General features: G+C 72.0%; 12 protein-coding genes. 5 read left to right on the forward strand and 7 right to left on the reverse strand.

All coding sequences use genetic code 11. From position 1 onward, the window contains the following. Positions 1 to 170: 170 nt before the first annotated feature. Positions 171 to 1,151: a DNA polymerase III subunit delta gene (holA, locus tag JNO54_RS11110; protein WP_307818177.1), complete on the reverse strand. Its 981-nt coding sequence runs from the start codon at positions 1,149 to 1,151 to the stop codon at positions 171 to 173. 34 nt (positions 1,152 to 1,185) lie between these two features. Continuing rightward, a complete protein-coding gene (locus tag JNO54_RS11115) occupies positions 1,186 to 3,477 on the reverse strand; it encodes an ATP-dependent DNA helicase (protein ID WP_307818178.1) in 2,292 nt (763 codons plus the stop codon). Positions 3,478 to 3,541: 64 nt separating this feature from the next. On the opposite strand from JNO54_RS11115, the gene JNO54_RS11120 reads away from it, so the two are divergent. Beyond that, the gene (locus JNO54_RS11120) at positions 3,542 to 5,266 is read left to right on the forward strand and encodes a formate--tetrahydrofolate ligase (RefSeq protein ID WP_307818179.1); all 1,725 of its coding nucleotides are present in this window, start codon (positions 3,542 to 3,544) and stop codon (positions 5,264 to 5,266) included. Positions 5,267 to 5,278: 12 nt separating this feature from the next. Here the strand turns inward: JNO54_RS11120 and JNO54_RS11125 are convergent, their stop codons facing one another. The 4 genes from JNO54_RS11125 to JNO54_RS11140 are packed head-to-tail and all read right to left on the reverse strand — an operon-like array spanning position 5,279 to position 11,120. After that, the gene (locus tag JNO54_RS11125; RefSeq protein WP_204143960.1) at positions 5,279 to 6,043 is read right to left on the reverse strand and encodes an SDR family NAD(P)-dependent oxidoreductase; all 765 of its coding nucleotides are present in this window, start codon (positions 6,041 to 6,043) and stop codon (positions 5,279 to 5,281) included. Further along, positions 6,040 to 8,745, reverse strand: coding sequence for an MGH1-like glycoside hydrolase domain-containing protein (locus tag JNO54_RS11130; protein WP_204143961.1), 2,706 nt, complete (start codon positions 8,743 to 8,745; stop codon positions 6,040 to 6,042). The genes JNO54_RS11125 and JNO54_RS11130 overlap by 4 nt, the downstream gene beginning before the upstream one ends. A 20-nt stretch (positions 8,746 to 8,765) precedes the next feature. Beyond that, a complete protein-coding gene (locus tag JNO54_RS11135) occupies positions 8,766 to 10,100 on the reverse strand; it encodes a uracil-xanthine permease family protein (RefSeq protein ID WP_372430719.1) in 1,335 nt (444 codons plus the stop codon). Between the two features lie 18 nt (positions 10,101 to 10,118). Continuing rightward, positions 10,119 to 11,120, reverse strand: a complete 1,002-nt coding sequence (locus tag JNO54_RS11140; RefSeq protein ID WP_204143962.1) for a GNAT family N-acetyltransferase — start codon at positions 11,118 to 11,120, stop codon at positions 10,119 to 10,121. A gap of 69 nt (positions 11,121 to 11,189) precedes the next feature. Here JNO54_RS11140 and JNO54_RS11145 point away from each other — a divergent pair, with 69 nt between their 5' ends. After that, on the forward strand, positions 11,190 to 13,802 hold the full coding sequence (locus JNO54_RS11145; RefSeq protein WP_204143963.1) for a DEAD/DEAH box helicase: 2,613 nt from the start codon (positions 11,190 to 11,192) through the stop codon (positions 13,800 to 13,802). Further along, complete coding sequence (locus JNO54_RS11150; protein ID WP_204143964.1) at positions 13,799 to 14,077, forward strand: DUF4031 domain-containing protein; 279 nt, start codon at positions 13,799 to 13,801, stop codon at positions 14,075 to 14,077. Before JNO54_RS11145 ends, JNO54_RS11150 begins: the two co-directional genes overlap by 4 nt. A 300-nt stretch (positions 14,078 to 14,377) precedes the next feature. Here JNO54_RS11150 and JNO54_RS11155 read toward each other — a convergent pair whose 3' ends face one another. Next, positions 14,378 to 15,073 carry an HD domain-containing protein gene (locus JNO54_RS11155; protein WP_204143965.1) on the reverse strand — a complete coding sequence of 232 codons (696 nt, stop codon included), beginning with the start codon at positions 15,071 to 15,073 and terminating at the stop codon, positions 14,378 to 14,380. 3 nt (positions 15,074 to 15,076) lie between these two features. On the opposite strand from JNO54_RS11155, the gene JNO54_RS11160 reads away from it, so the two are divergent. Both JNO54_RS11160 and JNO54_RS11165 read left to right on the forward strand, forming a co-directional pair. Continuing rightward, positions 15,077 to 16,588, forward strand: a complete 1,512-nt coding sequence (locus tag JNO54_RS11160; RefSeq protein WP_204143966.1) for a purine-cytosine permease family protein — start codon at positions 15,077 to 15,079, stop codon at positions 16,586 to 16,588. Continuing rightward, positions 16,585 to 17,193 carry a cysteine hydrolase family protein gene (locus JNO54_RS11165; RefSeq protein ID WP_307818180.1) on the forward strand — a complete coding sequence of 203 codons (609 nt, stop codon included), beginning with the start codon at positions 16,585 to 16,587 and terminating at the stop codon, positions 17,191 to 17,193. The genes JNO54_RS11160 and JNO54_RS11165 overlap by 4 nt, the downstream gene beginning before the upstream one ends. Position 17,194 lies beyond the last annotated feature (1 nt).

The following is a 17,194-nucleotide window of genomic DNA, read 5'->3' on the forward strand; positions in this document are numbered from 1 at the left end:
GACCGGCGTGGGGATACCGTGGGAGAGACGCCCTGGGTGCTGCGTGCAGTGCGCGCACGACCGCAGCGCGCACGCAAGGATCCACGATATCAGCGGCCCTGCGGGCGGGGCAAAACCGTAGCGTCCGCCACCGTGGGGGATCTCCCCCCACATCGGCGGACGCAAGCGGGTCAGCCTGACTGGTGCTCCCGCACGATCGTCAGCACGGCGTGCTCCACGGCGTAGACCGGGTCGCGGCCACCACCCTTGACCTCCTCGTCGGCCGCGGCGACCGCCTGGATGGCCCGGCCGAGGGCCGGCCCGGACCAGCCGCGCAGGGCGCGACGAGCCTTGTCGACCTGCCACGGAGCCATGCCGAGCTCTCGGGCGACGTCGCCCGAGCGGCCCCGCCCCGCTCCCCCGACCTTGGCGAGCTGCCGGAGCTGCCCGGCGAGCACCGCGACGATGGGGACCGGGTCGACACCAACGGCGACGGCGTGCCGGAGCAGCCGCAGCGCCTCGCCGGCCTCGCCGCTCACCGCGGCGTCGGCGACGCGGAAGCCGGTCGCCTCGACCTTGCCCCCGTGGTAGCGGTCGACAACCTCGTGGTCGATGACTCCCGTCGTGTCGTCGACGAGCTGGGTGCAGGCTGACGCGAGCTCGCGCAGGTCCTTGCCGACCGCCTCGACGAGCGCGTGCACCGCGTCCGGGGTGATCTTGCGGCGGGCCCGGCGGAGCTCGTTGGTCACGAAGTCGGCCTTGTCACGGTCGGACCGGATCGCGGGGGCGTCGATGACCCGGGCCTTGGACCTCTTGAGGGTGTCGAGCACCTTCTTGCCACGGTTGCCGGAGCCGTGGAGCACGATGAGCGTGACGCTCTCGGCCGGGTCGTCGAGGTAGGCGAGGAGATCCTGCTGGAGGGCGTCGCCCGCCTCGTGGAGCCCACGGACGACGATCGCCTTGTCCTCGCCGAAGAGTGATGGGCTCGCCTGGACCCCGAGGTCGCCCGGCTCGTAGCCGAACGGCTCGATGCTCACGACCTCGAGCTCGGGGGCCGCGACCCGCAGATCGCTCACCACCTGGTCGACGGCCCGCTCGGCCAGCAGCTCCTCGGGGCCGCTGACGAGCACGAGTGGTGGCACGCCCGACCGGACGTCGACGGTCTCGCTCACGGGCTCACCCTGCCACGCCGGGCCGACAGCCCCATCAGTCCGGCACCTCGAGGCCGAGGGCGGTGGCCCTCGCCCGGACCGACTCGGCGCTGCGCCCGCTCTGCCGGACGAGCTCCTCGAGGGTCAGGCCGAGATCGGCACCGTCGCGCAGCTCGTCGTCGTCCTGCTGCCCCCAGCCCACCCCCTTGGTCACCGCGGTACGGGCGCCGCCTGCGGGACCCGGGTCGACCGCGACCGGCCGAGGGTGCTCCGCACCGTCGGCATCCGTGCTCGCCGCCACGCCACCGGCGACGACCGCGCCGGTGAGGCCGCGCCGCGCGGGGTCGGCGACGGGCATCGGCGGCGGCGCCGTCTCGTCGAGCCGACGCAGCGCCCCGAGCACGAGCTGCTTGTCGGTCGTCGGCCAGAAGGGCGGGAGCGAGCGCTGGAGGAAGCCGGCGTAGCGCGCCTTGACCATCCGGTGGTCGAGGAAGGCGACCACCCCGCGGTCGTCACCGCGCCGGACGAGCCGGCCGGCGCCCTGGGCCAGCCGCAGCGCGGCGTGCGTCGCCGAGACGGCCATGAAGCCGTTGCCGCCCCGTCGCCCGATCTCCTCGGCGCGGGCGGAGGACAGCGGGTCGTCGGGGCGCGGGAAGGGGATGCGGTCGATGAGCACGAGCTGGCAGCTGCTGCCCGGCACGTCGACGCCCTGCCAGAGGGTGAGCGTGCCGAAGAGGCAGGTCCGGGGGTCCTTGGCGAACTCACGCACGAGGGTGGTGATCTGGTCCTCCCCCTGGCACAGGACCGGGTAGTCGTCACCCAGCCGCTCGCGCATCGCCTCGGACGCCTCACGGGCGGCGCGCATCGAGGAGAAGAGGCCGAGGGTGCGCCCGCCCGCGGCCCGGACGAGCTCCTCGATCTCGTCGAGCGTCTGCGGGGCCAGCCCGTCACGGCCCGGGGCGGGGAGGTGCTCGGCGACGTAGGCGATCGCTTGCTCGGGATAGGCGAAGGGGGACCCGACGTCGAGTCCTCGCCAGGGTGGCGCGCCCTCGCCGCGCAGCCCGAGGGTGCCGGCGACTGCGTCGAAGGTGCCGCCGAGCTCGAGGGTGGCGGAGGTGAGGACGACGGTGCGACTCGTCGGTCCCTCCTCGCCTGCCTCGGATGGTGAGTCGTCCTCGAAGATCTTGTCGCGGACGAGCATCGCGACGCTCATCGGGGCGACGCGCAGGACCGGGCCGCGGCGGGGGTCCTTCGAGAGCCAGACGACGTCGAGGTCGCGCTCCTCGAGGATGCGGCCGGCGACGTCGAAGAGGGCCTCCATCGCGGCGAGGGCGACCTGGCGGCCGCCGTCGACGTCGGCGCCCTTCTCCGGCTTGAGCTCGGTGAGCAGACCGCGGCTCACCTCGCGGAGCCGCCCCACGGTCAGGGCCAGCGCGTCGGGCAGACCGGCACGCATCCGCCCCTCGGGGGCCTCCTCGAGCTGAGACTCGAGCGCGACCGCCAGGTCCTCGAGCTCGTCGGTGGAGTCGACCATCTTCCCGGCCCGCTTCGCCGCGCCCCGGATCGCCCCGGCGGTCAGCTCGTCGGTGATCGTCGAGGTGACCCGGTCGACGAGCTCGTGGGCCTCGTCGACGACGAGGACGTCGTGCGGCGGCAGGAGGTGGCGACCCTCGAAGGCGTCGATCGCCATGAAGGAGTGGTTGGTGACGACGACGTCGACGTCCTTGGCGGCCTGGCGGGAGCGCTCGACGAAGCACTCGGCGAGCTCGGGGCACCGGCTGCCGAGGCACTCCTCGGCGCTCACCGACACCTGGCGCCAGGCCCGCTCGGAGACGCCCGGGACGAGCTCGTCGCGGTCGCCGGACTCGCTCTCCTGCGCCCACTCGCGCAGGCGGACGACCTCCTGGCCGAGCCGTCCGGCGGCGGCGTCGACCTCACCGAGGTCGAGCAGGCCGGGGTCGTCATCGGGGAAGCCGCCGACGAGCTTGTGCCGGCACACGTAGTTGCGCCGGCCCTTGACGAGCGCGTAGGTCGGGCGGCGGCCGAGCGGTCCCGCGAGGGACGCGGCGAGCCGGGGCATGTCACGGTCGACGATCTGGGCCTGGAGCGCGAGCGTGGCCGTCGCGACGACAGCCGGGCGGCCGCTGCGCATCGCGTGGGCGACGGCGGGGACGAGGTAGGCGAGCGACTTGCCGGTGCCGGTGCCGGCCTGGACGAGGAGGTGCTCGCCGGTCTCGACGGCCGCGGCGACGGCCCGCGCCATCTCGACCTGGCCGGTCCGGGTCGACCCGCCGACGCCACCCACGGCGGCCGCGAGCAGGTCGTCGAGAGGGGGCTGGGCTGGCACCCGGCCACCCTAGTGGCCCGCACCGACTCCCCCTTCGCCCGTTGTGGAGGACTAGCGTGGACTCGTGACCACGGACGCTCACCCCTTCCCCTCCGACCTCGAGATCGCCGGCGCCGCAACCCTGCGCCCGATGGACGAGATCGCCACCGCCCTGGGCCTCGAGCCCGACGACGTCGAGGACTACGGCCGTGACCTGGCCAAGATCGACCTCGCTCGTTTCGACCTCGCGGCACTAGCCGCCTCCACCAGGCCGCAGGGCCGTCTCGTCGTCGTCACCGCCGTGACGCCGACCCCGCTCGGGGAGGGCAAGACGACCGTCTGCGTCGGGCTGAGCCAGGGCCTGCGGCGGCTCGGGACCAACGCCGTCGTCACCCTGCGCCAGCCGTCGATGGGGCCGACCTTCGGCATCAAGGGCGGGGCCGCCGGTGGCGGCTACAGCCAGGTCGTGCCGATGGACAAGCTCAACCTCCACCTCACCGGCGACTTCCACGCGATCACTGCGGCGCACAACCTGCTCGCCGCGATGATCGACAACCACCTCCACTTCGGCAACGAGCTCGACCTCGACGCGCGCAACATCACCTGGCGACGGGTCCTCGACGTCAACGACCGCTCGCTGCGCGACATCGTCGTCGGTCTCGGTGACCGCGTCGACGGTGTGCCTCGGCAGACCGGCTTCGACATCACGGCGGCGAGCGAGCTCATGGTCCTCATGACCCTGGCCACCTCGCTCAAGGACCTCCGTGAGCGCCTGGGCCGGATCGTGATCGGATACTCCACGACGGGCGACCCCGTCACCGCCGAGCAGCTCGGCGCCGCCGGCGCGATGGCGGTCGTCCTGCGCGATGCCCTCAAGCCCAACCTCATGCAGACGCTCGAGGGCGGACCCGCGCTCGTCCACCTCGGCCCCTTCGGCAACATCGCGACCGGTACCTCCTCGATCATCGCCGACCGCATCGCGCTCGACCACGCCGACGTGGTCGTGACCGAGGCCGGCTTCGGCTCCGACATGGGGGCCGAGCGCTTCTTCAACGTCAAGTGCCGCGTCGGCGGCCTCACCCCGGACGTGGCCGTCGTCGTCGTGACCGTCCGTGCGCTCAAGGCACACTCGGGGCGCTTCGACATCCGCGCCGGCCGGGCACTGCCCGAGGAGCTGCTCACCGAGTCCCCCGAGGACGTGCGGGCCGGGCTGGCCAACCTGCGCAAGCACGTCGAGATCGTGCGGTCCTTCGGGGTCTCCCCCGTCATCGCGATCAACGCCTTCCCCCAGGACCACGACAGCGAGCACGCGGTGATCAGCGAGCTCGCCGAGGAGCTCGGGGTGCGCTGGGCGGTGACCCGGCACGTCGCAAAGGGTGGCGCCGGCGCGGAGGAGCTGTCCCGGGCCGTGCTCGCCGCCTGCGACGACGACGTCGACTTCCGCTTCACCTATCCGCTCGAGGCGAGCCTGACCGAGAAGATCGAGGCCGTCGCGACGCGGGTCTACGGCGCGGACGGCATCGACGTCGCACCGGCCGCCGCCAAGGCGCTCGCGGAGTACGAGCGGCTGGGCTTCGGCGAGCTGCCGGTCGTCATCGCCAAGACCCACCTGTCGATCAGCTCCGACCCCGCGCTCCTCGGGGCGCCCACAGGCTGGCGGATGCCGGTCCGCGAGGTGCGCGCCAACGTCGGCGCAGGCTACGTCTACGCGATCTGCGGGGACATGCGGACGATGCCGGGCCTGTCCCGCCACCCCAACGCCGAGCGCATCGACATCTCCGCCGACGGCATGATCTCCGGACTCTCCTGAGCGCCTCAGAGATCAGGTCGCCCCGGGCTGCTGCATGAGACCGCCGTCGGCGAAGATCGTCGTCGCGGTGATGTAGGCGGCCGCGTCGGAGGCGACGAAGCAGGTCACCTTGCCCATCTGCTCGGGCGTCCCCAGGTGGCGAAGGGGGATCGCGGCCCGCAGCGCCGCCTTGTGGGCCGCGTCGTCACCCGTGTTGATCGGGGTCTCGATGGCGCCCGGCGCGACGTTGACGACGCGGATACCGTGCGGGCCGAGCTCGACGCCGGCGGTCCGGGCGAGCATCCGCATGCCCCCCTTGGAGATGCAGTAGGTGAGGTCGCTGGGCATCGGCCAGTCCTCGTGGGTGCTGCTCGTGTTGATGACGACCCCCCCACCGCCCTGGGCGATGAACTGCTCGGCGGCGATCTTGGTGCCGAAGGTCGCGCCCTTGAGGTTGATCGCCATCTGGAGGTCGTAGCGCTCCTCGGTGAGGGTCAGCAGCTGCTGGTGGAGCTCGACGCCGGCGTTGTTGACCCACACGTCGATGCGACCGAAGGCCTCGACGGCCGCGTCCTTGAGACGCGTGAGGTCGGCGACCGAGCTGACGTCGGCCTCGACGGCGATCGCCCGCTCGGGGCCACCGAGCTCCTCGACCATCTGGGCAGCATGCTCGGGCTCGGAGACGTAGTCGATGACGACCCTCGCCCCCTGCGCGGACGCCTCACGGACGATGCCCTCGCCGATGCCGCTGTTGCCGCCGGTGACGACGACGACCTTGTCATGCAGCGCCTTGCTCACTTCTCGATCTCCTCGTGGACGTCGCGGTGGGTGATGCAGATGAGGTGGGCGACCATCGAGGTCCACCCGCTCTGGTGGGATGCGCCGAGACCGGCGCCGGTGTCGCCGTGGAAGTACTCGGAGAAGGTCGGGTGCGCCTGGCCCCACAGCGGACCCGTCGGCACGTGGACCGGGTCGCTCGGCCGGCGCCCGTCCTCCTTGACGCGGAACATGTCGATGAGCCGCTGCTCGATGCCGAGCGCGACCTCCTTGTACGTGGCCTGGTGGCCCGACCCGGTCGGGAACTCCAGCGTCTCGTCGCGCATGAGGTCGACCCCGTAGGTGCGGATCGCGTCGGTGAGCAGGACGTTGACGGGGAACCAGACCGGTCCGCGCCAGTTGCTGTTGCCGCCGAACATGCCGTTCTCCGACTCGGCCGGGGTGTACCGGACCGACATGTCCTGTCCGTCGAGGTGCACGCTCACCCCGTCGCGGTAGGCGGCGGAGAGCGAGCGGATCCCGTAGGGCGAAAGGAACTCGGACTCGTCGAGGAGCACCGACAGGACCCGGCGCAGCCGGTCGGGGTGCATGAGCGAGAGGGTGAGGTCGGGCTCGCCGTCGTGCACGGTGTGCAGGACCGACCGGGTGAGATCGGGGCGGTTCTCCCGCAGCCAGGCGAGGTGATGGGTGAAGTCGGGCAGGTCTCCCTCGACCCAGTCCGGCTCGTCGGCCACGGCCATGAGCGGCAGCAGGCCGACCATGGAGCGGATCTTGATCGGCGTCGAGCGGCCGGCCTCGTCGACGACGACGTCGTAGTAGAAGCCGTCCTCGTCGTTCCAGAGCGAGACCGCGTGGGTACCGAAGTGGTTCATCGCGTCGGCGATGGCGAGGAAGTGCTCGAGGAACTTCGTCGCGCTCTCGTCCCATGCCGGGGTCTGCCGCGCCAGCTCCCACGAAATCCGGAGCATGTTGAGGCAGAAGAACGCCATCCAGCTCGTCGCGTCGGACTGCTCGAGCCGCTGCCCCTCGGGCAGTCCCTCGGAGCGGTCGAAGGGGCCGATGTTGTCCATCCCTAGGAAGCCGCCCTCGAAGAGGTTGGAGTCGTCGGAGTCCTTGCGGTTGACCCACCAGCCGAAGTTCAGCAGCAGCTTGGTGAAGATGCGCACGAGGAAGTCCGTGTCCTGCGCCCCCTCGATGGCGTAGACGTGCCAGGCCGCCCAGGCGTGCACGGGCGGGTTGACGTCACCGAAGTTCCACTCGTAGGCGGGCAGCTGGCCGTTGGGGTGCTGCGCCCACTCGCGGCACATGAGCCGCAGCTGGTCCTTGGCGAAGGCCGGGTCGACGTGCGCGATCGCCACGCAGTGGAAGGCGAGGTCCCAGGCGGCGAACCACGGGTACTCCCACTCGTCGGGCATCGAGATGATGTCGGCCAGCGCCAGGTGGCGCCACTCGACGTTGCGCCCCTCCTCCTTCGCCCGGCGCTCGGCCGGCGGCTCGGGCTGGCTCGGGTCACCCTCGAGCCACTCGCCGATGTCGTAGCGGTAGAGCTGCTTGCACCACATGAGGCCGGCGAAGGCCCGCCTCGCGACGAGGCGGTCCTCCTCGGGCGTCGCGGCCGGGATGACGGTCCCGTAGAACTCGTCGGCCTCGGCCCGCCGCGCCTGGGCCGTCGCGTCCGCATGGGCGAAGGGGTGAGCCCTCGCCTCGTCGTCGAGCTCGTCCTCGCGGACGAGACGGAGGCGCACGGTGACGCTCTCCCCCGGCGGGACGGCGTCGAGGTGCCAGCGCAGCCCGGCCTTGGTGCCGGTGCCCTCGGCGAGCAGCGAGGGGTCGCCGTGGACGACGGTCTGGTCGATCGCGTTGGTGGGGTGCGCCGCCTGGCCGTCGCCGTGGCCGAAGGTCGCGAGCGTGTTGGTCTCGTTGTCGCACAGCAGCACCTCGGGGGGTCCGTGCGCCCCTGACTCGGCGAAGACCACATACCGACCCAGCCACTCGTGCTCGGTGACGAGGACGACGTGGCTGTCACCCCCTTCGCCCCGGTCCTGCACGGTGATCGAGGGGCGCCGGTCGTCCCGGCCCCACGACCAGGTGTTGCGGAACCACACCTGCGGCACGAGGTCGAGCGGCGCCGCGTCCGGGCCGTGGTTGGTCGCCGTGTACTCGAGGTACATGTCGGTCGGCGAGGCCTTGACGTGCCGGGTCACGACGTCGAAGAAGCGGTCTCCTTCGAGCACCCCGGTGTCGCTGAGCTCGTACTCGTCGGCGTCGTAGCCGCGCGCGGCGTTCTCCGCGACGAGCTGCTCGTAGGGATAGGCGGCCTGCGGGTAGCGGTAGAGGTACTCGGCGAAGGAGTGGGTCGGGGTGGCGTCGACGTGCCACCAGTACTCCTTGGCGTCCTCGCCGTGGTTGCCCTGCGGGCCGGCGAGCCCGAAGAGCCGCTCCTTGAGCCGGTCGTCCTGCCCGTTCCACAGCGCGACGGCGACGTTGAGGAAGCCGTAGCGGTCGGTGAGCCCGCCGATGCCGTCCTCGCCCCAGCGGTAGGCGCGGGTGTGGGCGTGGTCGAAGGGGAAGGAGTCCCACGCCTCGCCGTCGGCGGAGTAGTCCTCGCGGACGGTCCCCCACTGGCGTCCCGAGACGTAGGGCCCCCACAGCCGCCAGGGGGCGTCGCTGTCGGCGGAGTCGTGGAGTCGGGCGTGCTCGGGAGAGGTCGTCGGCTCGGTCACGCCGCCAACTGTAGGTTCGCTCAGTCGCGAAGGGGGATCAACGGGTCGGGCACCGCGTCGGTCACCCGGTTGAGCGCCCGCATGCCGTGGAAGCCGATGAGGGCGGCGGCCGTGCCGAGAGCGATGCCGGCGAGCTGGATGTCGCCGATCTCCCACGTGTAGTCGGCGATGCCGATGATGAGCGCGACCGCCCCGGTCATGAGGTTGATCGGGTTGCCGAGGTCGACGCGGTTCTCGATCCAGATCTTCATGCCGAGCAGGCCGATCATCCCGTAGAGGGCGGTGCCGGCGCCGCCGAGGACGCCGGCGGGCACGGTCGCGATGAGCTGGCCGAACTTCGGGCTCATCGAGAGGAGCACGGCGAAGATCGCCGCGACCCAGTAGGCGGCCGTCGAGTAGACGCGGGTGGCGGCCATGACGCCGATGTTCTCCGCGTAGGTCGTCGTGCCCGAGCCGCCGCCGGAGCCGGCGAGGGTCGTCGCGAGACCGTCGGCGATGAGCGCTCGACCCATGACCGGGTCGAGGTCCTCACCGGTCATCGTCGCGACCGAGCGGACGTGGCCGACGTTCTCCGCGACGAGGACGAGGATGACGGGGATGAAGAGGCCGGCGACGGCGATGTCGAAGCTCGGGGCGGTGAAGCTCGGGATGCCGACGTAGGCCGCGGTCTCGACCTTGGAGAAGTCGAGCTCCCCGCGCACCGCTGCGGTGGCATAGCCGGCCGCGACACCACCGAGGATCGCCAGGCGGGAGATCATCCCCTTGCTCAGGACGGTGAGGACGAGGATGACGACGAGCGTCACGGTGGCCGTCACGGGCGAGACGACGAAGTTGTTCTTCGCCGCCGGTGCGAGGTTGAGCCCGATGAGGGCGACGATGGTGCCGGTGACCATCGGCGGCATGAGTGCCCGGAGCCACCGGTCGCCGGCAAGGTGGACGACGACACCGACGAGGGCGAGCGCGAGACCGGCCATGACGACGCCGCCGAGGGCGGTCGGGAGGTCGTGGCTGGCCGTCGCGGCGGTCAGCGGCGCGATGAAGGCGAAAGAGCTGCCGAGGTAGCTCGGGACCCGGCCGGCGGTGATGAGCAGGAAGAGCATCGTCCCGACACCGGAGAAGAAGAGCGTCGTCGCCGGGGGCAGTCCGGTGAGCAGCGGCACGAGGAAGGTCGCGCCGAACATCGCGACGACGTGCTGCATGCCGAGGCCGACGGTCCGGCCCCAGGACAGTCGCTCGCCGGGGCGGACGACCTCACCGTGGGCCGGCGGTCGCCCGTCGCCGTGGAGGGTCCAGCCCAGGCCGAAGGGGGGACGGTCGTCGGTGCGGGTCTCGCGCTGCGCGGGGGGTGTGCTCACGGACCGCAAGCGTAAGGGTCAGTCGATGCGGCGCATCATCAGGACCCCGTCACGGTCGTCGCCCTCGGCGACCCGGATGAGACCCGGGTGACGCCCGACCTCGCGGTAGCCGAGGCTCTCGTAGAAGTCCCCGAGGCCGAGACCGTCGCGGTAGTCCAGCGTGAGGATCTCGACGCCCTCCTCGCGTGCGGTCCGGTGGATGACTGCCATGAGGTGCCGCCCGAGGCTCAGGCCTCGCCGCTCCGGCTCGACCATGACGACCTCGACGTTGCGCACGTGCGACAGCAGGGCGCTGCTCGCCCGGCGCAGGAAGCCCACGCCGAGAAGGTCCCCGGAGGGCGACACCAGCGTGACCACCGTGAGGGCACCTGTCGCGAGGGCCTGTGCGCGACGGTCCAGCTCGGCCTCGACGTCCGCGCGGGTCGCGTCCACGCCGAAGCCGACGGCGCCGCCGGCCTCGTTGACCCGGACCCACAGGTCGATGAGCTGCTCTCGCACGGCGGGCGTGAGCGCCCTGAGGACCCGGACCCGGGGTGCCTGGAGCACCCGCCACTCGGTGCCGCGCGCCTCGTGGTCGGCCGCCGGGACGGGGATCAGGCCCGCCGACTCCGAGACGCCGTGTGTCGTGATGTCGCCGGCCGGTACCCGCATGCGCAGCGGCACGTCCGGGTACCACTCGAGCCCGTGGGCGACCGCGCGGCGCAAGGCCGCCCGCGCCCGGCCGTCCTGGGCGGAGGCCGGGTCGGAGCGCACCGTGACCGTGATGTCGTGGGCCCGCGGCCGCAGACCGACGAAGCCGAGCGACTCACCCCCTTCGCCCTCGACGACCCACGTGCCGTACCCGTCTCGGTCCCACCGATCGACCCAGCAGCGGACGACGCTGTCCGCTCGGGCCGGGTCGCCGACGAGCTCACCGAGGGCCCGCGCGTCGTCCGGCGACGGCGGGCGGAGGGTGAAGCCCGGCCCGGCGACGGTCGTGGGCATCTCTGCCGACGACCTGACGAACGGGCGGTAGCTCATGAGGCCATGGTGGGTCACAACCGGCCCGCGTGTCGCCCCCTCGCCGACGCGGCTGCGAGGATGGACCGGATGACTGCGCCCCCGACCCTCGACGTCCGCACCGGTGCGAGCCCCGACGACGTCCTCGACGCCGTGACGGCATGGGCGGCGGGGCGTGGGATCAGCCTCTACCCGCACCAGGAGGAGGCCGCGATGGCCCTCCTCGCGGACGAGCACGTCATCCTCACGACACCCACCGGGTCGGGCAAGTCGCTCGTCGCGACCGCCGCCATCGCCCACGCCATCGCCCAGGACCGGGTCGCCTTCTACACGGCGCCGATCAAGGCGCTCGTGTCCGAGAAGTTCTTCGACCTCTGCCAGGTCTTCGGCGCGCAGGACGTCGGGATGCTCACCGGTGACGCCTCGGTCAACCCCGACGCGCCCGTCATCGTGTGCACCGCCGAGGTGCTCGCCAACATGGCGCTGCGCGAGGGGCGTGGTGCCGACGTCGGGCTCGTCGTGATGGACGAGTTCCACTACTACTCCGAGCCTGACCGCGGCTGGGCGTGGCAGGTGCCGCTCCTCGAGCTGCTCGAGGCGCAGATGCTGCTCATGTCGGCGACGCTCGGTGACACGACCCGTTTCGAGGACGACCTGCGGGAGCGGACCGGTCGTGACGTCACGGTCGTCTCGGAGGCTCCACGGCCCGTCCCGCTGACCTTCTCGTGGTCGATGACGCCGCTGCAGGAGACGATCGACGACCTCGTCGAGTGGGACCGGGTGCCGGTCTACGTCGTGCACCAGACGCAGGCCTCGGCCGCGGAGCACGCCCGGACCCTGTCGAGCATGCGGCTCCTGTCCCCCGCCGAGCGCGACGCGATCGCCGCCGAGCTCGCCACGGTCCGCTTCGCGGCGGGCTTCGGGCGGACGCTGTCGGCCTTGCTGCGCAAGGGCATCGGCGTTCATCACGCAGGGATGCTCCCGCGCTACCGGCGGCTCGTCGAGCGCCTCGCCCAGCGCGGGATGCTCAAGGTCATCTGCGGCACCGACACCCTCGGGGTGGGCATCAACGTGCCGATCCGCACGGTCCTCTTCACCTCGCTGACGAAGTTCGACGGCCACCGCCACCGGGTGCTGCGGGTGCGCGAGTTCCTCCAGGTCGCGGGGCGGGCCGGCCGGGCGGGCTTCGACACCCAGGGCTACGTCGTCGTGCAGGCGCCGGAGCACACGATCGAGAACGCCCGGCTCGTCGCCAAGGCCGGCGACGACCCGAAGAAGCAGAAGAAGGTGCAGCGCAAGAAGGCACCCGACGGCTTCGTCGTGTGGACCGAGGACACCTTCACGAAGCTGACGACCGCTCCCCCGGAGTCTCTCGGCTCGAGGATGAAGGTCGACAACTCGACGATCCTCAACGTCGTCGCGCGCCCCGGGGACGCGGTCGCCGCGCTGTCGCGCCTCACCCGCGACAACCACGAGGACGCGCGTGGGCGGGCTCGGCTGGCTCGGCGGGCGATCCGGCTGGGCCGGTCGCTCCTCGACTCGGGGGTCCTGGTGCGGCTGCCCGAGCCGGACGGCGAAGGGAGGACGGTCGCCCTCACCGTCGACCTCCCGCCGGACTTCGCGCTCAACCAGCCGCTCGCCCACTTCGCCCTCGCCGCGCTGGAGCTGCTCGACCCCGACGCCCCGACGTACCCGCTCGACGTCATCTCGGTCGTCGAGGCGGTGCTCGACGCACCCCGCCCGCTGCTGCTCGCCCAGCAGTGGGCCGCCCGCAACGTGGCCATCGCGGAGATGAAGGCCGACGGCGTCGAGTACGAGGAGCGGATGGCCCGGCTCGAGGAGATCACCTGGCCCGAGCCGCTCGCGGACCTGCTGCGGCCCGCCTACGAGGAGTACATGGTCGCCCACCCCTGGCTGCCGGCGGACGGGCTCGTGCCGTGCAGCATCGTGCGGCACATGTGGGAGGACGGCATGTCCTTCTCCGACCTCGTGCGCCGCTACGAGCTGGCACCGCGAGAAGGCCTGCTGCTGCGCTACCTCTCTGACGCCTACCGCACGCTCGCCCACACCGTGCCGGAGGCCTACCGGAGCGACGAGCTCGCCGAGATCATCGCCTGGCTCGGCGAGACGATCCGGCAGACCGACTCCTCGCTGCTCGACGAGTGGGAGGCGCTCACCAACCCTGACGGATCGCTCGCCGATGCCGTGGCCCACCACGACCCGGACGACCTTCGTCCCCCTTCGCGCCCGATCTCTGCGCAACCGCACGCCTTCCGGCCGATGGTCCGCGGCGCGCTGTGGCAGCGCGTGGCGCTGGCGGCACGTGACGACCTCGGGGGGCTGGCTGCGCTGGAGCATGCGGCGTGCGCGCTCGCCGACGACGGCCGGTCCCCCGTGATGACCCGTGACGACTGGGACGTCGCGCTCGGTGACTACTGGGAGGAGCACGGCTCGATCGGTACCGATGCCGACGCCCGCGGCCCGCACCGGATCCGGGTCGAGACCGACGTGACCGGCCCCGCCCCGGGGATGCCCGACGAGGGCGACGAGGCGACGCAGGACGTGCGCCTGTGGCGGGTTACCCAGACCCTCGCCGACCCCGAGGGCGACGGCGACTGGGTCATCGAGGCCGAGGTCGACCTCGACGCCTCCGACCGGGTGGGTGAGGCGGTCGTCCTCGCGACAGCGCTGAGGCGGCTGTGATCCTCGTCGACCCGCCGACCTGGGAGGGGTGGGACACGACCTGGAGCCACCTCGTGTCCGACACCTCGCTCGACGAGCTCCATGCCTTCGCCGCGCAGGTCGGACTGCCCCGGAGACTCTTCGACCTCGACCACTACGACGTGCCCCTCCGACGTTACGACGACGTGGTGGAGGCGGGCGCGACACCGGTGAGCGGTCGGGAGCTCATCTCCCGCCTGCGGGCTTCCGGGCTCCGCGTGACCGAGGCTGAGCGGCGTCGGCGCTGCAGTCCCTGACACCACCGTCAGGACGCCCGCTCCTCCCGAGAGTCGTTCGTTCGTGAAGGTCGAGAGTCACGGCCCATGCCGCGCACCAGGCCGGGAAACCCGCGCTGGACCAGGAAACCCCTTCGCGGCCGGGATACTTCGCGGTCCACCGCAGGTTTGTCGGCCACGCGTGGCGAGTGCGGTCCCGTCGTCTGCAGCCAGTCGACCATCACGCGTCCGCCGTGCGTGATCAGCCATTGCCCTCGGCCTGGTCGAGGCTGCGTTCGTCGACCGCTGTCTGCGGCGTGAGCAGCACGGGCGAGGCGACGCCTAGCCGAGACGAGCGAGCTCGCGCCGCAGGTTGGCGCGGGCCGCGGCCGTCCACCGCTCGTGGGCGTCCCTGGTGGCGTAGAGACGCGGCCGCGTGACGAAGGGGGTGAGGACCCCCCTTCGTCCGCGGCTGTAGTCGTCGTCGCTCACGTGGGGGTACTCCGCCCGGACCTGGCGGCAGTACTCGTCGAACCGCTCCGGCGGCGAGGCGAGGATCCACAGGTCGGCGTCATGGAGGACGGCCTCGGGGCCGTCAGGGTCGCTCGGCAGGCGGTGCTCGGCCGTCGAGCGGACGAGGCCCGCGACCCTCGCCGCTGCCCCACCGTCCAGGCCGCGGGCCGACAGCTCGGACTCGGCGAGCCGTGCGCTCGCCTCCTCGTCCTCACCGGGACGGCCCTCGTAGACCGCGTCGTGGTACCAGGCGGCGAGGGTGACGGCGGCGCGTCCCCTGAGGTCGAGCGCGGCACCGCGCACCGTGTCGACGGCAGCGAGCACCTCGCGCAGGTGCTGCTCGTCGTGGTAGCCGCGGTGCGGCTCACGCCACCGCTCGAGCAGCCGGGCGGCCACCCCTTCGCAGCCGTCGGCCGCAGGCCGGCCACCCAGCACCCGCACCGCATCGACGAAACCCTCGATCACCCGACCATCGTCGCAGCCGCCGACCTCCCCCGCACCGGGCGCGCACTGTGGGACGCTCACCCCATGACCAGCACCCCCGGCACCGGCACGGGCTCGAACGTCGAGGCGGTCCGTCGCCGCGGCGTCGAGACCACGGGCATCGAGATCATCGACGAGTCGGAGCGCACCGCGCGCCCCCGCGACCTCTTCTGGCCGTGGTTCGCGGCCAACGTCTCCGTCTTCGGCATCTCCTACGCCGCCTTCGTCCTCGGCTTCGGCATCTCCTTCGTCCAGGCGATCATCGTGACGATCGTCGGCGTCGTGATCTCCTTCGCGCTCTGCGGCGTCATCGCGCTCGCCGGCAAGCGCGGCTCGGCCCCGACGATGGTCCTCTCGCGCTCCGCCTTCGGCGTCACCGGGCAGAAGGTCCCGGGCGTCGTCAGCTGGCTCGTCTCCATCGGCTGGGAGACCTTCCTCGCGATCATGGCCGTCCTCGCGACGGCGACGATCTTTGAGCGGCTCGGCTGGGGCGGCGGCACGGGCACCAAGATCGTCGCGGCCGTCGTCGTCGCCGCACTCATCGTCACGGCGTCGGTCGCCGGCTACCACATCATCATGCGGATGCAGTCGATCCTCACCTGGATCACGGGCGCCATCACGATCCTCTACGTCGCGATGACGGTCTCCCACATCGACTGGGGCACGGTCATGGACATCCCCGCGGGCTCGACCGGCGCGATGATCGGCGCGCTCGTCATGGTGATGACCGGCTTCGGCCTCGGCTGGATCAACATCGCTGCCGACTGGTCGCGCTACCAGCGCCGTGACGCCCCCGGCGCGGCGATCGTCGGGTGGAACACGCTCGGCGGCGCCATCGCCCCGGCCGTGCTCGTCTGCTACGGCCTGGCTCTCGCCGGGTCCGACGAGGCGGTGAAGAACGGCATCGCCGCCGACCCCATCGGCACGCTCGCGACCCTGCTGCCGACGTGGGTCCTCGTGCCCTTCCTGCTCGCCGCGATCCTCGCGCTCGTCTCCGGCGCCGTCCTCGGCATCTACTCCTCGGGCCTGACGCTCCTCTCGCTCGGCGTGCAGATCCCCCGTCCGACGGCCGCCCTCGTCGACGGCATCATCCTCACGCTCGGCACCTTCTACGTCGTCTTCGTCGCCGAGAACTTCATCAACCCCTTCCAGAGCTTCCTCATCACGCTCGGGGTGCCGCTCGCGAGCTGGGCGGGGATCATGATCGCCGACATCGCCCTGCGTCAGCGCGACTACGACGAGGAGGCCCTCTTCGACCCGCGGGGCCGCTACGGAGCCTGGGACTGGACCTCCATCGGCACCATGGTCCTCGCCTCGATCCTCGGCTGGGGCCTCGTCGTCAACTCCTTCGCCGACGAGGCGAGCTGGAACAACTGGCAGGGCTTCCTCATCGAGCCCCTCGGCCTCGGCACCTTCGTCGACGACCCGGCCGGCCCGTACTGGGACGGCAACTGGGCGTACGCCAACCTCGGCGTCCTGCTCGCCCTCGTCCTGTCCTTCGTCGTCACCTACCTCGCCCGCCGGGCGAAGGTCGCACGTCAGGAGGGTCGGGCGTGACGGACGAAGGGGTGGCCGCAGCTCCCCCTTCGCCGCCGGCTCTCCCCGACCTGGCGGACGCCTGGCTCCTCGTCGTCGACCCGCAGCGGATCTTCGCCGACCCCGAGTCGGACTGGGGCTCCCCGATGTTCGGCGACATCATCGCGCCGGTCCACCGGCTCGCCGAGCGGGTCGGGCCGCGGCGGACCCTCGTCACGCGCTGGGTGCCGGGCACGTCGCGGGAGGGGTCGTGGGCCGACTACTTCCGGGCGTGGCCCTTCGCCGACCGGCCGGACGACGACCCGATGTTCGCCCTCGTCGGCCAGGCCGAGGAGCTCACCGCGCGCGCGACGATCGACGTCTCGACATTCGGCAAGTGGGGTGAGGAGCTGACCGACGTCGTCGGGCCGACCCCGACGCTGCTCGTCACGGGTGTCTCGACGGACTGCTGCGTCCTCTCGACCGTGCTGCCGGCCGCCGACGCGGGCGCGCGGGTCGTCGTCGTCACCGACGGCTGCGCCGGGTCGACCCCGGAGAACCACGCGGCCGCCCTGCACGTCATGGGGCTCTACCCGCCGCAGGTCACCCTCGCGACGTCCGCCGACGTCCTCGCCGGGCTCCCCTGAC

This window comes from Janibacter endophyticus (assembly GCF_016888335.1).
GTDB classification, from domain to species: domain Bacteria; phylum Actinomycetota; class Actinomycetes; order Actinomycetales; family Dermatophilaceae; genus Marihabitans; species Marihabitans endophyticum.

Excerpts from the sequence above, each read along its gene's own strand:
- JNO54_RS11140 (WP_204143962.1), bottom strand. The coding sequence starts at position 11,120 with ATGAGCTACCGCCCGTTCGTCAGGTCGTCGGCAGAGATGCCCACGACC.
- JNO54_RS11145 (WP_204143963.1), top strand. The coding sequence starts at position 11,190 with ATGACTGCGCCCCCGACCCTCGACGTCCGCACCGGTGCGAGCCCCGAC.
- JNO54_RS11160 (WP_204143966.1), top strand. The coding sequence starts at position 15,077 with ATGACCAGCACCCCCGGCACCGGCACGGGCTCGAACGTCGAGGCGGTC.